This window comes from Streptomyces sp. NPDC101194 (assembly GCF_044767885.1).
GTDB lineage: Bacteria > Actinomycetota > Actinomycetes > Streptomycetales > Streptomycetaceae > Streptomyces.
Genome location: NZ_JBIWOS010000009.1, coordinates 223,770 through 237,383, shown reverse-complemented (window position 1 = coordinate 237,383; position 13,614 = coordinate 223,770). Strand labels below are relative to the sequence as shown.

Sequence of the window (13,614 nt, the reverse complement as noted above, 5' to 3'; positions counted from 1 at the left end):
CGGCCGCGCCCCCGTCGTGCCAACTGCTTTCCCGGCGGCGGTGGTGAGGGTCAGGAGGGCGGGGCGACGTCCACCAGCCGCACGGTGCTCAGGATCTGCTGGATCGTCGTGTCCGGGAGTTCGTCCTTGACGTCGTGGGCTCCGTAGAGCACCCAGGAAGCGAACTCGCCCTTCTTGTTCTTGAAGGTGAAAGCGATCGTCTTGCCGTCGCTGTCGCACTTCTTCCGCTTCGTGACATTCGGGGCGGTGGCGGTGACGACCTGGCCGGTGAGACCCGACTTGGTGGTGTACTGCTTGGCCTCGGTCAACTTGATGGTGCTCTTCGGCATGTGCTGCGCGTAGGCGGCCCATGCCCAGTCGCCGGCCTCGTTGCGGGCGTTCTGGGCCGCGTCGGTGGCGCCCCGGGCACCCCTGGTGCCCGCGCTGGCCAGGTTGATGTCCTCCTTGCTGCCGTCCTTCTCCTCGTTCACGCACCACTTGCTCTGGTAGTACGACGGTGCGGAGAAACCGATGTAGGGCGAGCCGTCACCCTTCTTCTTGTCGTCGAAGTAGGAGAACGTGCCGGCAGAGCCGACCTCCCAGTCCCCGGGTACGTCGAACTGCGTTCCCCACCTGGGGTTGGTGACGACCTTCCAGCCTGCGATCAGGGGCTTGGCGTCCCCGTCGGAGCCGCGCGGGTTCGCCTCGGACGTGGATTCGGACGGCTTGGCGGGCGCCGAGGAGTTCTTGTCGTCCGCGACGTCCTCGCCCTTGTTGTCGTCCTTGTTCATCACGACGACACCGGTGACCACGGCAGCCACGACGACGGCGGTGGCCGCGACGATCGCGATGGCGGTGGTCTTCTTCCTTCCGTCGTCCGGCTGCGGACCGCCGGGCGGGCCGGGGACCGCGTACTGCGGCACGGTCGGCTGCTGGTACGGGTTCGGCTGCGGGTAGCCGGGCTGCGGGCCCTGCTGCGGATACCCCGGCTGCTGCCCGTCCTGCGGGTACCCCGCTTGCTGTCCGGGAGGACCCTGCTGCTGATATCCCGGCTGCTGGTAGGGATTCGGCTGCTGGTACCCCGGCTGCTGATACGGATTCTGGTTCTGGTCCTGCGGGTTCTGCTCGCCCCCGGGCGGCTGCTGTCCTGGCCACATGGCGAGTAACGATAGAGGGGCGCTGACCGCTCGGCTACGTCCGCCCCCGTGAGCGGATGGTGAAGGCGGTGACCGCGCGAGGGGGTGGGGGGATTCCGGGGATGGCCAAACACATTTACCGATGAGTAACATCTGGTCATGAGCGCTGAACAGATGACCGTCGGCGAGATGCTCGCCGCGACGGTTCCGATGGCCCGGACCCTCAATCTCGAATTCCTGGAGACGACCGCCGAGCGCGCGGTGGTCCGCCTGCCGGACCAGGCCGACTACCACAACCACCTCGCCGGACCGCACGCCGGCGCGATGTTCACGCTGGCGGAGTCGGCGAGCGGTGCGATCGTCATCGCCGCCTTCGGCGACCAGTTGTCACGTGCCGTGCCGCTGGCGGTGAAGGCGGAGATCGGCTACAAGAAGCTCGCCAAGGGCGTCGTCACGGCGACGGCCACTCTCGGCCGCCCGGTGGCCGACGTCGTCGCCGAACTCGACGAGGGCCTGCGGCCCGAGTTCCCCGTGCTCGTCGAGATCCGGCGCGCGGACGGCGCGGTGACCGGTGAGATGACGGTCGTCTGGACGCTGCGCCCCAACGCCTGATCCCGGGCGGCTCCCCCGCAGGGCCGACCGCGCATCCCCGCCGGGGCGAGCGCGGCGGCCCTTCGTGCTGTCCGGGCCGACGGCGGGACAGGTAGCATTTCCGCCGTGCGCCGAGGAGTCGACCGGCGAGCGACGAGACATGATCACGGGAGGAACCGGCGTTGCACATCCAGGAGTGGCTGGAGACCGTTCCGGCGGTCAGCGTGTACGTCCTGGTGGGCGTCGTCATCGGACTCGAGAGCCTCGGTATTCCGCTGCCGGGTGAGATCGTCCTGGTCAGTGCCGCACTGCTGGCGGTCGGGCACGACGGGATCAATCCATGGGTCCTCGGGGCCTGTGCCTCGGTCGGCGCGGTCGTCGGAGACTCGATCGGATACGCCATCGGCCGCAAGGGCGGACGGCCTCTCCTGGCCTGGCTCGGCGGGAAGTTCCCCAAGCACTTCGGCGAGAGCCAGATCGCCGTCGCGGAGCGGTCGTTCCAGAAGTGGGGCATGTGGGCGGTGTTCTTCGGCCGCTTCGTCGCACTGCTGCGGATCTTCGCGGGGCCGTTGGCCGGTGTGCTGCACATGCCGTACTGGAGGTTCCTGATCGCGAACGTGCTCGGCGGCATCGTCTGGGCCGGCGGAACCACGGCCGTCGTCTACTCGGTGGGCGCTGTCGCCGAGGCCTGGCTCAAGCGGTTCTCCTACCTCGGCCTGGTGGTCGCGGTGCTGATCGGTGTGACCTCGATGCTGATCGTGAAGAACCGGGCCAAGAAGGCGGCGGAGCAGTCGTCGACCGTGGCCGAGCCCGACGCGGGGGCCGTACCGGCCGGGGACTGAGCTGCGGCGACCGATCGGCCGGCCGGACGGAGGCGGCTGTGCCGGCCGGTGACGAGGCGGCTCGGCGGAAACCTTCGCCGGGCCCTCGGCTCCGTTCAGCTCTCGTGCGCCTGCCGGTGCGCCTTGGCGAGTTCCACGTAGCCGACCGCGTTGAACCTGATGCCTTCGAGTTCCTCCTCGGTCAGCTGCCGCTTGACCTTGGCGGGGACGCCCGCGACGAGCGACCCCGGCGGCACCTGCATCCCCTGCGGGACGAGCGCCTGCGCCGCGATCAGTGAACCGGCCCCGATGCGGGCACCGTTGAGGACGGTGGCCCCCATGCCGACCAGGACGTCGTCCTCGATGGTGCAGCCGTGGAGCACGGCGTTGTGCCCGACGGAGACGCGCTCGCCGACCGTGACCGGGAACCCGGGGTCCACGTGGACACTGCAATTGTCCTGGATGTTGCTGTCGGCGCCGATGGAGATGGGACCGCAGTCGGCGCGCAGTACGGCGTGGTACCAGACGCTGGAGCCCGCGGCCATCGTGATCTCACCGATCACGACCGACGTCGGTGCGGTGAAGGCATCCGCATCGATGACCGGCTCCTTGCCGCCCATGGCCGTGATCAACGCCTGCTCTGACATCGCCCGTTCCTCCGTGCTCAGGTGTGGTGCGGTCGCGGTCGTCCGATCGCGTCAGGAAGACGGTATGCGACGGGCGGGGGACCGCCACCGAGTGGGGTGAACATCACAGGAGGCCGCGGTGATCGTGCCGGGTGCCGACGACTACCGTGTGCGAGTGCCGAAGAACAGGAACACGTTCTCTTCCCTTGCCGCCTGGCGGCGGCGCGCCCTGTCCAGGGCCGTCCACCGTGGTTGGCGCTGGGTGCAGGAGTCGGGCGCGGTCACCGCGGAACACCCCGGTCCGCTGCGTTTCGGCCGGATCGGCGCGGGCACCCGCCTGGCCTTCCCGCAGGGCACCGTCTTCGGGGAGCCGTGGATCGAGCTCGGCGCGCACTGTGTGATCGGTGAACAGGTCACGCTGACCGCCGGACTCATGCCCGACCTGGACCTCGGCCCGGAGCCGATCCTGACCCTGGGGGACGGAGTGGTGCTCGGCCGTGGCAGCCATGTCGTCGCCGACACCCGGGTGACCATCGGCTCGGACACCTACTGCGGACCGTATGTCTACATCACGTCCACGAACCACAGTTACGACGATCCGCACGAGCCGGTCGGCAAGCAGTGGCCCCGCATGGAGCCCGTCTCCATCGGACCGGGCTGCTGGATCGGCACCGGAGCGGTGATCCTCCCGGGGGCCGCGCTCGGGCGCAATGTGGTGGTCGCGGCGGGGGCGGTGGTGCGGGGGGAGGTGCCCGACCGGGCGGTGGTGGCCGGTGCTCCCGCCCGTGTGGTGCGCAACTGGGACCCCGAGAAGGGCTGGCAGCCGCCGCTGCGCACCCCGGCCCCGGTGCCGATCCCGTCGGGCGTCACGCCCGAGCAGCTGTTGGCCCTGACGGAGCCGGGCGAGGCGTCGGGCCCGCCGGGGGACTGAGCCGTCGTGATCCGATCCCTCAACCGGTTGCCAGCAGCACCGTGCCGACCAGGGCGAGGCCGGCCCCGGCCGCCTGCACCCCGCGCAGCCGTTCCCCCAGCACTCCGCGCGCGGCCAGGGCCGTGACCACCGGATAGAGCGAGGCGAGCACGGCGGCCACGGTGACCGGGCCGTGCTGCGCGGCCAACGAGTACGTGCCGTTGGCCGCGACGTCCGCGAGCCCGACGCACGCCAGGGCGGGCAGCGCGGCCAGTACCGCGGCACCCCCGCCCTCCTCCGGCAGCGCGCGTGCCCCGCGGCGCACCGATGCGTACAGGGCGGTACCGCCCACCGCGATATTGGTCAGGCGCTGGACGAAGAGCGCCAGGAAGAGTCCGGTGACGTCGGTGGACGCCTCCGCGATCAAGGACATCACCGACCCGAAGCCGAACGCGGCCACCAGCGTCAGCAGCACCGCCCGGCGTTGCACCGGCGCCCCGCGCAACTGCGGACCGCCGGCCAGCACGATGCCCACCACGGCGACGGCGACCCCCGCGAACTGCAGCAGCCCCGGCCGTTCCCCGACGATGATCCCGACGCTCACCGGCACGGCGACACCCAGTGATCCCAGCGGGGAGACCACCCCCATCGGGCCCAGAGCCAGGGCCTTGTAGAAGCTCAGCATCGCGATCGGCCCGACGGCCCCGGCCGCGACGGCGAACCAGAGCTGCGGTCCCGCCTCGCTCCAGCCGCCGGTCGCGACCACGATGGCGCCCAGCACCACGGCGGCGACGCTCTGCGAGACGACCACCACGGTGAGCGCGGGCGTGCGTCGCGTGAGCAGCCCGCCGCCGAAGTCGGCCAACCCCCAGAGGAGGCTGGTGGCCAAGGCGAAGACTGCTGTCATTGCGCGCCTCGCAGTACAGTGCGGTGAACGGTGGGTACAGCACACCGTAGTGCACTATTTTCGACCCTGTCATCCAGAATATTGGACGGAATGTGTCTGACCTCGATCAGCTCACCCAGTCGCTCGCGCGCAATCTGAAGCGCTGGCGCGGGGAACGCGGCTTCACTCTGGACGCACTCGCCGCCCGTGCCGGGGTCAGCCGCGGCATGATCATCCAGATCGAGCAGGCCCGCACCAACCCGAGCGTCGGCACCACGGTCAAGCTCGCCGACGCGCTGGGCGTCAGCATCACCACCCTGCTCGACTACGAGCAGGGATCACCGGTGCGACTGGTGCCAGAGGGTCAGGCGGTACGCATGTGGTCGACGGAGGCGGGCAGTTCGACCACCCTGCTCGTCGGCACGGAGGCCAGGGGGCCCCTCGAACTCTGGTCGTGGCGCCTGATGCCGGGCGACAGCAGCGCCTCGGACCCGCACCCCGAAGGCACCGTCGAACTGCTCCACGTCACCGCGGGCGAGCTCACCCTGGTCGTCGACGGGACCTCGTACGCCGTACCCACCGGCGGCTCCGCCACCTTCGAGGCGCACCACCCGCACGTCTACCGCAACGACGGCTCCGAGCCCGCCGAGATCACCATGGCGGTGTCCATCCCGCCCGTACGGTGAGACGCCCGACCGACGGCCCTCGGGGCGCTGTTAGCGTGGCGCGCATGCGCGCACCCATCGGATCCTTCGAGAACGCCGGACCGGCGGCCGACCGCCTCGACCTGCTCACCCCGCCCGTCGCCACCGCTGTGCGCGAGGGCTGGGGTGGTGTCCCCGCCGAGCAGATCATTCATGTCGACACGGATCCTGCGATCGCCGACACGGCGGTCTTCGTCGAGCACCACGGCGCGGAACTGCTCGACCGGTCGGCCAACTGCGTCGTGGTGGCGGGCAAGCGCGGCGGCGAGGTGACGTTGGCGGCCTGCCTCGTCCTCTCCCACTCCCGCGTCGATGTGAACGGTGCGGTCCGCAAGCACCTCGGCGCCCGCAAGGCGTCCTTCGCCCCGATGGACACGGCGGTCGGCGAGACCGGCATGGAGTACGGCGGAATCACACCCGTCGGACTCCCGGCCGCCTGGCCGCTGCTGATCGATCCCGCCGTCGTCGACGAGGCATGGGTGCTGATCGGCAGCGGCAGCCGGCGAGGCAAGCTGATCGTCCCGGGCAAGGCACTGGCGGCGCTGCCGGGAGCGGTGGTCGTCGAGGGACTGGGCGTCCGGGGCTGAGCTCAGCCGTGTGCACGGCCGAGTGCCTGGACCGGTGAGCCGCCCCGGTGCGACGGCAGCCAGTGGGACGCGAAGTCGACGGCGTCGGTGATGCGGAAGAGACGGCTCGTCGACGAGCCCACGGGACCGGTGCGCACGGCCGTGCCCTCGTCCGCGCGGGCGAAGTCCGCTCCCAGGTCTGCGAAGTCGCCGTCGTCCAGCGCGACGTCCTCGTACTCCCACCACTGGCGCCGGCCCGCGGCCGTCACCACACAGCGATACGTGCGGCGGGGCGGGGCGGGCACCCGGTACTCACCGAGATGGAACGCGGTGCAGGTGTCGAACCCGGTTCCCAGCAGCAGCACTTGGGCCCGCAGGTCGTAGAGGCGGGCCAGCGGGGAGTCCTCACCGAGGTGGCAGTCGGGGCGGTGGTGCGCCACCAGTTCCCGGGCCGAGGGGCCGAGCGCGACGAAGGACGTCTGGGGGTGGCCGCTTCGGGCCGCCCCCTCGGTGAGCCGTACGGTCTCCGCGAGACGACCCGTCGACGGTGCGGGCGAGGTGTCCGGGTCGAAGGGCGGCATGCTCGCCCGCACGGCCTCGCGTGCCCGCTCGGTGAGACCGCGCACGCGGTCGAGGTAGTGCGTGGAGGTGTCGGAGTTCTCCGGGGTGAACGCCGGGACGACGAGTGTGCCGCGCGCCCCGAGGGCGTCCAGCAACGCACCGACCACCGCCTCGGCCCCGCCGCTCACCGGACCGACCGCACGCATCGACGCGTGCACCAGCAGAACACCGTTCCGCTCCACGCCCAGATCGGTCAGTTGTCCGGACAACTCGGCGCGGCTGTGGCGGACGGTCGTCGCAGTCGCAGTAGTAGTACCCACAGCCCGTCATTGTCCCAGCCGGGCAACGGATGTGACACCACGCACATCCGCACGGGAGACGGACGTGCTGCCGCTACCGGGCCAGCGCGGGAATCTCGATCGCGGGGCAGCGGTCCATGACCATGTCGAGTCCGGCCGCGCGCGTGCGCTCGTACGCCTCGGTGTCGACCACTCCGAGCTGGAACCAGACCGCCTTCGCCCCGGCCGCCACGGCCTCGTCGGCCACGGTGCCCGCCAGTTCGCTGTTGACGAAGACATCCACCACATCGACCGGGAACGGTATGTCGGCCAGCGACGCATAGCCGTCCTCGCCATGGACCCGCTCCGCCTTCGGGTGTACCGGGACCACGCGCTTGCCGAAGCGCTGAAGCACCTCGGCGACGCCGTAGGCCGCGCGCGACCGGTTGCCCGACAGGCCCACCACGGCCCAGGTCTCGCCCGAGTCCCGGAGGATCCTGCTGATCGTCTCTGCGTCTGCGTACATGACCGGGACAACGGACGGGGGCCCGGGACCATTCCCGGCCGGGGCATAGGGTGGCCGGATGCAGGAGCAGTACCGGACCGTCGCCCGAGCGGGCGTGCACGAGACCGAGATCAACCGGTCGCGCTTCATCTGCGCGCTCGCCCCCGCCGCCACCGAACAGGAGGCGCAGGACTTCGTCGCACGTGTCCGCAGGGAACACCCGACCGCCACCCACAACTGCTTCGCCTACGTGATCGGCGCCGACGCCTCCGTGCAGAAGGCGAGCGACGACGGAGAGCCCGGCGGCACCGCCGGCGTCCCCATGCTGCAGATGCTGACACGCCGAGAGATGCGGTACGTCGTCGCCGTCGTCACCCGCTACTACGGGGGTGTGAAGCTCGGTGCGGGCGGACTGATCAGGGCATACGGAGGTGTGGTGGGCGAGGCCCTCGACGCACTCGGCACCATCACCCGTCGGCGGTTCCGCCTGGCGACGATCACCGTCGGCCATCAGCGCGCCGGCAAGCTGGAGAACGATCTCCGGGCCACCGGACGGACCGTGCGCGAGGTCCGTTACGCGGAGGCCGTCGTCATCGAGATCGGGCTGCCGGACGCCGAGGTGGAGTCGTTCCGCGGTTGGCTGGCCGATGCCACGGCGGGCGAGGCCGGGCTGGAGCTGGGCGGCGAGGCGTACGAGGAAGCCTGACCGGGCCCTCCGGCACGCCCCGCCGCACTCTCCCGGCGGCACGGGGCATTCACGGGCCTTGACCGGCCGCGCCGGACAACGGGCCCACGACCGTCCCCCGACCGGCAGTGACCTTCTGCCGTGCTCGACCGGAAGCCTCCACGGCCGCACTGCGGGAGGGCTTTCGCCACCCCGGCCCTCCGGCGGTCGCCGGGCGGCGCGTGCGCACGGATCCGCCGTTCCCGGGCAGGGCTCTCGTACCCCGACTGCTGCCAGGCATCGACGCGTGCACCGTCAAGGGTGACGCCGATTTCCCCGGTGCCCGGCGGGCCCTCTCCGCCGGAACGCGGATCGATCTTCTCGCCCGAAGGCCGCGGTGGCGGTCGATGGTGATGGGACACTGTGGTCGGTGAGGGAAGAGGGGCTCACCGCCGTCGATGCGGCCGATGCGGACAACGAGGCTCCGCGCGGGACGGACCGAGCACGGCGCGACAGACCCGGGCCCCGGGGGCGGAGGAAGAGAACAATGCAGGTCGGAGCCGACTCTTGAGGATTCTGCACACGTCGGACTGGCACCTGGGGCGGTCGTTCCACCGGGTCTCCCTGCTCGAAGCCCAGGCCGCCTACCTGGACCATCTCGTGGCGACGGTGCGTGACCACGAGGTGGACGCGGTCCTCGTCGCGGGTGATGTGTACGACAGGGCCGTTCCTCCGTTGTTCGCGGTCGAGCTCTTCGACGACGCGCTGCACCGGCTCGCCGCCGCCGGTGTGCCCACCGTGATGATCTCCGGGAACCACGACTCGGCACGCAGGCTGGGCGTCGGCGCAGGACTGATCGGGAAGGCCGGAATCCACCTGCGCACCGATCCCGCACACTGCGCCACCCCGGTCGTCCTGCGCGACGCTCACGGCGATGTGGCGTTCTACGGGCTGCCGTACCTGGAACCGGCCCTGGTGAAGGACGTCTTCAAGGCGGAGCGAGCCGGGCACGAGGCGGTGCTGACCGCGGCCATGGACCGGGTCCGCGCCGACCTCGCGAACCGCCCCGAAACCACCAGATCCGTGGTGCTCGCCCATGCCTTCGTCGCGGGCGGCCGGCCCAGTGACAGTGAACGCGACATCACCGTCGGAGGGGTGGCCGCCGTGCCCGCCGGGGTCTTCGACGGCGTCGACTATGTCGCGCTCGGACACCTGCACGGCTGTCAGACGGTCACCGACCGGGTCCGCTACTCGGGCTCGCCGCTGTCCTACTCCTTCTCCGAGGTCTCCCACCGCAAGACGATGTGGCTGATCGACCTCGGCGCCTCGGGCACGATCGCCGCCGAACGCATCGACTGTCCGGTGCCCCGTCCGCTCGCCAGGCTCCGCGGCCGCCTCGACACCCTCGTCGAGGACCCCGCGCTGGAACGGCACCGGGAATCCTGGGTGGAGGCCACCCTCACCGACCCGGTGCGCCCGGTCGAGCCGATGGCCCGCCTCGTCGAGCGTTTTCCGCACACACTCAGCCTCGTCTTCGAACCCGACCGGGCCCCCGACGACCCGCTCGCCTCGTACGCACAGCGTCTCAAGGGGCGCGACGACCAGCAGATCGCGGAGGACTTCGTGGCGCATGTGCGGGGCGGGTCCGCAGCGGACGAGCAGGAGCGCACGGTACTGCGCGGCGCATTCGACCACGTACGGGTGGACGACGGCGTGCGCGAGGTGAACCGTTGAGACTCCACCGCCTCACCCTCACCGCCTTCGGGCCGTTCGGCGTCACTCAGGACATCGACTTCGACGCCCTCTCCTCGGCCGGGATCTTTCTGCTGCACGGGCCGACCGGAGCCGGCAAGACCTCGGTCCTGGACGCCGTCTGCTACGGCCTCTACGGCGCGGTGCCCGGCGCCCGCCAGAGCCCCGGTACCTCGCTGCGAAGCGACCACGCCCCCGCGGACCTCCCCACCGAGGTCAAGCTGGAACTGACCGTCGGCGGCCGACGCCTCGAAATCACCCGGCGCCCCGCACAGCCCCGCCCCAAGAAGAAGGGCAGCGGCTTCACGACGGAGAAGGCCCAGAGCTGGCTGCGCGTGTTCGACCCCGACGACGGCTGGCAGCAGCTGAGCCGTTCGCACCAGGAGATCGGCGAGGAGATCACCCAGCTCATCGGCATGAGCCGTGATCAGTTCTGCCAGGTGGTCCTGCTGCCGCAGGGCGACTTCGCGCGCTTTCTGCGTGCCGATGCCGAGGCGCGCGGCAAACTGCTCGGCAGGCTCTTCGACACCCGCCGTTTCGCAGCCGTCGAGGAACGCCTGGCCGAACTGCGCCGCAGTGCCGAAGCACAGGTGCGGACCGGCGACGAACGCGTCCTCGCGGTGGCCCAGCGGATCGCCCAGGCCGCCGGTCCGGCCGCCCGTGAATCGCAGCTGCCCGACCTCCAGCCCGGCGAGCCGGGGCTCGCCGACGGCGTGCTGGCGTGGGCCGCCACGGCCCGTGGCGCCGCCCGCGAACGGCTCGACATCGCCGAGTCCGTGCTGACCACGGCCGACGACCGGCGCACGGCCGCCCGTCTGACCCTCGACGCCGAACGTGAACTCGCCGGACTCCAGCGGCGGTACGAGGAGACGCGGCGTCGCGCCACCGCACTCGAAGCCGGCCGACCCGACCACGACCGGCACCGGGAACGGCTCGCGCAGGCCCGCGCCGCCGACCTCGTGGCCCCCGCGCTGGAGCTGCGCGACGAGGCCGAGCGTGCCTACCGCACGGTCCGCGAGGCCCGTGACCGCGCCCGTGCGCTGCTGCCCGACACCCTGGCCGACGCCGGCGGGGAACACCTGGCGGAGCTGGAACGAAAGCTGAGGCAGGAACTGGGCGGGCTCGACGCCGCACAGCGCGCCGAGCGGCGCGGCGCGGAGATCGATGCCGAGCGGGCCGGACTGGAGCGCCAGGCCCGCGTGGACGACGAACTGATCCGCGAGGCGAAGGGCCGACTGGCCGACTGGGAATCCGTCCGGCACGACCTGCGGGCACGCATCGAGGAGGCCCAGGAGGCGGCGACCCGCGCCGAACACCTGGCCGGCCGCCTGGAGCCAGCCCGCGCACGGCTGGATGCCGCTCGCCGCCGGGACGCGCTCGCCGTCGAGGCGTCGGCCGCCGCCGAGCGGCTGACCGTGGCCCGTGAGCGGGCTGCAGAAGCCCACGAGTCGTGGCTGGCGCTGCGCGAACGACGACTGCGCGACATCGCCGCGGAGCTGGCCGCCGAGCTGGTGGACGGCGAGGGCTGCAAGGTCTGCGGCTCGGCCGACCACCCCAGGCCTGCACGCGCGGCCGACGGCCATGTCGACCGGGCGACCGAGGAACGGGCCCTGGACGCCTATCGGCGGGCCGAAGAGGCCCGCACGGAGGCGGACCGGGAGCTGGGGGTCGTACGTGAGAAGCACACGGCGGCCCGCGCCGCCGCACAGTCCGTGGTGCCGCAGCCCAGGGACGGCGCCGACACCGCAGAGCCCGCCCGGGTCGCCGCCGCCGGTTCGGTCGCGTCCGGAGCGATCGACGACGGCGCGGTCCGTCGCGAGCAGTCCCCTCCGTCTTTTGCCGCCGAGCCCGCCACCGACCCCACGGTCGTCGAACTCGGTGCCCTCGTCGACGATCTGACACGCCGGCATGCCCATGCGCACCGGACGGCCGCCGGCATGCACGCGGCGCGTGAGGCCCTCGCGGTCGCCGAGCGGGAACAGTCGGAGCGTCTCGAGGGTCTGCGGCTGGCCGAGCGACGGGCTGCGGCCCGCACCTCTCTGCGCGAAGGCCTGGACCGTGAACAGGAGTCACTGGAGGCGGAATTGGTGAACGCCCGAGGTGACTCCGGCAGCGTCGCCGAGCATGCCGCCCTGCTGGAGCGCCGGGTCGGTCTGCTGGCCGAGGCCGCCGAGACGGTACGCGAGGAGGAGACGGCCGCCCTGCGTCGCAAGGAGGCCGACGGCCGGCTCGCGGACGCCGCGTTCCGGGCCGGGTTCGCCACCCCGCAGGCCGCTGCCGAGAGCCTCCTCACCGATACCGAGCAGCGCGAACTCCAGCGTCTGGTCGACGCCTGGCAGTCCGAGTCGGCCGCCGTGGCCGACCGACTCGCCGAGACCGCGACCCGTGACGCTGCGCAGAGCCCCCCGGCCGCGGTGGATGTCGCCGCGGCCGCGTACGACACGGCCGAGCGGATGCTGCGGGACGCCTCGGCGACGCTGGCCGCCGCAGGCGAGCGCTGCGCCGAGCTGGACAGGCTGTCGCGCTCCGTCGCGGACGAGGTGCGCGGACTCGGTCCGCTGCGCGAGGAGTACGACCGGGTCGCACGGCTGGCCGGGCTCACCGCGGGTACGTCCGCGGACAACGAACGCAAGATGCGGCTGGAGTCGTACGTGCTCGCGGCCCGGCTCGAACAGGTCGCCGCGGCCGCCACCGCACGGCTGCAGAAGATGTCGTCCGGCCGCTACACGCTGGTCCACTCCGATGCCCGCACCGGCGGCCGCAGATCGGGCCTCGGACTGCACGTCGTCGACGCCTGGACCGGACGCGAGCGCGACACGGCGACGCTCTCGGGCGGCGAGACGTTCTTCGCCTCGCTCGCCCTCGCGCTCGGCCTCGCCGATGTCGTCACCGACGAGGCGGGCGGCGTACGGCTGGACACCCTCTTCATCGACGAGGGCTTCGGCAGCCTGGACGACCAGACCCTCGACGAGGTGCTCGACGTACTGGACTCGCTGCGCGAGCGGGACCGCAGCGTCGGCATCGTCAGCCATGTCGCGGATCTGCGCCGTCGCATCCCCGCTCAGCTCGAAGTGGTGAAGGAACGGCACGGATCGGCGGTACGGCACCGAACACCGGGGGCGGTCAGCGGCTGATGGCACGCCGGGGGAGCGGGGAGGAGTAGACGACGCTCGTGGTCACGGAGCCGAGCGCTCCGATCCTGCCCGAGACCTCCTCCAGATGACGCATCGAGCGGGCGGTGACCTTCAGTACGAAGCAGTCGTCGCCGGTGACGTGGTGGGCCTCCACGATCTCCGGAGTCGTATCGAGCAGATCGTGGAAGGGCTTGTAATTGCCGTTCGGGTAGCGCAGCCGTACGAGCGCGAGAATCGGCAGCCCCAGCCGTTCCGGGTCGACCACCGCGGCGTAGCCGCTGATCACCCCGGCCTCCTCCAGTCTGCGCACCCGCTCCGTCACGGCGCTCGGGGACATCGCCACCTCCCGCGCCAGCTCGGCGAATGTCGCACGGCCCGCGCGCTGCAGGACATCGAGGATGCGCCAGTCCGTCGAGTCTGGGGAATAGTCGGTCATACCTGGAAGGCAACAGGGAAATCACCGGCGGATCAAGAGCTGTGCCGGGGATCTCCCCTTCCGGG

14 protein-coding genes are annotated in these 13,614 nt (G+C 71.5%); 8 read left to right on the top strand and 6 right to left on the bottom strand.

From position 1 onward, the window contains the following. Positions 1-50: 50 nt before the first annotated feature. Positions 51-1,136 carry a hypothetical protein gene (locus ACIRP2_RS29525; protein WP_404255509.1) on the bottom strand — a complete coding sequence of 362 codons (1,086 nt, stop codon included), beginning with the start codon at positions 1,134-1,136 and terminating at the stop codon, positions 51-53. Between the two features lie 153 nt (positions 1,137-1,289). On the opposite strand from ACIRP2_RS29525, the gene ACIRP2_RS29520 reads away from it, so the two are divergent. Then, a complete protein-coding gene (locus ACIRP2_RS29520; RefSeq protein WP_404255701.1) occupies positions 1,290-1,727 on the top strand; it encodes a DUF4442 domain-containing protein in 438 nt (145 codons plus the stop codon). 161 nt (positions 1,728-1,888) lie between these two features. Beyond that, complete coding sequence (locus tag ACIRP2_RS29515; protein ID WP_404255508.1) at positions 1,889-2,548, top strand: DedA family protein; 660 nt, start codon at positions 1,889-1,891, stop codon at positions 2,546-2,548. A 95-nt stretch (positions 2,549-2,643) separates the two neighbouring features. Here the strand turns inward: ACIRP2_RS29515 and ACIRP2_RS29510 are convergent, their stop codons facing one another. Beyond that, a complete protein-coding gene (locus ACIRP2_RS29510) occupies positions 2,644-3,174 on the bottom strand; it encodes a gamma carbonic anhydrase family protein (protein ID WP_404255506.1) in 531 nt (176 codons plus the stop codon). 154 nt (positions 3,175-3,328) lie between these two features. On the opposite strand from ACIRP2_RS29510, the gene ACIRP2_RS29505 reads away from it, so the two are divergent. Further along, positions 3,329-4,084 carry an acyltransferase gene (locus ACIRP2_RS29505; protein ID WP_404255504.1) on the top strand — a complete coding sequence of 252 codons (756 nt, stop codon included), beginning with the start codon at positions 3,329-3,331 and terminating at the stop codon, positions 4,082-4,084. Positions 4,085-4,103: 19 nt separating this feature from the next. On the opposite strand, the gene ACIRP2_RS29500 is transcribed toward ACIRP2_RS29505, so the two are convergent. After that, positions 4,104-4,970 carry an EamA family transporter gene (locus ACIRP2_RS29500; protein ID WP_404255502.1) on the bottom strand — a complete coding sequence of 289 codons (867 nt, stop codon included), beginning with the start codon at positions 4,968-4,970 and terminating at the stop codon, positions 4,104-4,106. A gap of 92 nt (positions 4,971-5,062) precedes the next feature. On the opposite strand from ACIRP2_RS29500, the gene ACIRP2_RS29495 reads away from it, so the two are divergent. Together ACIRP2_RS29495 and ACIRP2_RS29490 are read left to right on the top strand one after the other, a co-directional pair. Then, on the top strand, positions 5,063-5,635 hold the full coding sequence (locus ACIRP2_RS29495) for a helix-turn-helix domain-containing protein (protein WP_404255500.1): 573 nt from the start codon (positions 5,063-5,065) through the stop codon (positions 5,633-5,635). 44 nt (positions 5,636-5,679) lie between these two features. After that, complete coding sequence (locus tag ACIRP2_RS29490) at positions 5,680-6,240, top strand: YbaK/EbsC family protein (protein ID WP_404255498.1); 561 nt, start codon at positions 5,680-5,682, stop codon at positions 6,238-6,240. A 2-nt stretch (positions 6,241-6,242) separates the two neighbouring features. Here the strand turns inward: ACIRP2_RS29490 and ACIRP2_RS29485 are convergent, their stop codons facing one another. Together ACIRP2_RS29485 and ACIRP2_RS29480 are read right to left on the bottom strand one after the other, a co-directional pair. Beyond that, on the bottom strand, positions 6,243-7,100 hold the full coding sequence (locus tag ACIRP2_RS29485; protein WP_404255496.1) for an aminoglycoside N(3)-acetyltransferase: 858 nt from the start codon (positions 7,098-7,100) through the stop codon (positions 6,243-6,245). A 73-nt stretch (positions 7,101-7,173) separates the two neighbouring features. Then, complete coding sequence (locus ACIRP2_RS29480; protein ID WP_404255494.1) at positions 7,174-7,584, bottom strand: CoA-binding protein; 411 nt, start codon at positions 7,582-7,584, stop codon at positions 7,174-7,176. 58 nt (positions 7,585-7,642) lie between these two features. On the opposite strand from ACIRP2_RS29480, the gene ACIRP2_RS29475 reads away from it, so the two are divergent. The 3 genes from ACIRP2_RS29475 to ACIRP2_RS29465 all read left to right on the top strand — a co-directional run bounded on the left by ACIRP2_RS29475 (position 7,643) and on the right by ACIRP2_RS29465 (position 13,113). Next, positions 7,643-8,269 carry a YigZ family protein gene (locus ACIRP2_RS29475; protein ID WP_404255492.1) on the top strand — a complete coding sequence of 209 codons (627 nt, stop codon included), beginning with the start codon at positions 7,643-7,645 and terminating at the stop codon, positions 8,267-8,269. A 525-nt stretch (positions 8,270-8,794) separates the two neighbouring features. Further along, the gene (locus ACIRP2_RS29470) at positions 8,795-9,961 is read left to right on the top strand and encodes an exonuclease SbcCD subunit D (RefSeq protein ID WP_404255490.1); all 1,167 of its coding nucleotides are present in this window, start codon (positions 8,795-8,797) and stop codon (positions 9,959-9,961) included. After that, positions 9,958-13,113 (top strand): AAA family ATPase, encoded by a 3,156-nt coding sequence (locus ACIRP2_RS29465; RefSeq protein ID WP_404255488.1) that lies wholly within the window; start codon positions 9,958-9,960, stop codon positions 13,111-13,113. The genes ACIRP2_RS29470 and ACIRP2_RS29465 overlap by 4 nt, the downstream gene beginning before the upstream one ends. Here ACIRP2_RS29465 and ACIRP2_RS29460 read toward each other — a convergent pair. After that, positions 13,103-13,549: an Lrp/AsnC family transcriptional regulator gene (locus ACIRP2_RS29460; protein ID WP_404255486.1), complete on the bottom strand. Its 447-nt coding sequence runs from the start codon at positions 13,547-13,549 to the stop codon at positions 13,103-13,105. The two genes, ACIRP2_RS29465 and ACIRP2_RS29460, sit on opposite strands and share 11 nt — an antisense overlap. Positions 13,550-13,614 lie beyond the last annotated feature (65 nt).

What these genes read in the sequence shown, in the direction of transcription:
- ACIRP2_RS29475 (WP_404255492.1), top strand. Translation starts at nt 7,643, where the DNA reads ATGCAGGAGCAGTACCGGACCGTCGCCCGAGCGGGCGTGCACGAGACC.
- ACIRP2_RS29525 (WP_404255509.1), bottom strand. Translation starts at nt 1,136, where the DNA reads ATGTGGCCAGGACAGCAGCCGCCCGGGGGCGAGCAGAACCCGCAGGAC.
- ACIRP2_RS29520 (WP_404255701.1), top strand. Translation starts at nt 1,290, where the DNA reads ATGACCGTCGGCGAGATGCTCGCCGCGACGGTTCCGATGGCCCGGACC.
- ACIRP2_RS29460 (WP_404255486.1), bottom strand. Translation starts at nt 13,549, where the DNA reads ATGACCGACTATTCCCCAGACTCGACGGACTGGCGCATCCTCGATGTC.
- ACIRP2_RS29500 (WP_404255502.1), bottom strand. Translation starts at nt 4,970, where the DNA reads ATGACAGCAGTCTTCGCCTTGGCCACCAGCCTCCTCTGGGGGTTGGCC.
- ACIRP2_RS29480 (WP_404255494.1), bottom strand. Translation starts at nt 7,584, where the DNA reads ATGTACGCAGACGCAGAGACGATCAGCAGGATCCTCCGGGACTCGGGC.
- ACIRP2_RS29510 (WP_404255506.1), bottom strand. Translation starts at nt 3,174, where the DNA reads ATGTCAGAGCAGGCGTTGATCACGGCCATGGGCGGCAAGGAGCCGGTC.
- ACIRP2_RS29490 (WP_404255498.1), top strand. Translation starts at nt 5,680, where the DNA reads ATGCGCGCACCCATCGGATCCTTCGAGAACGCCGGACCGGCGGCCGAC.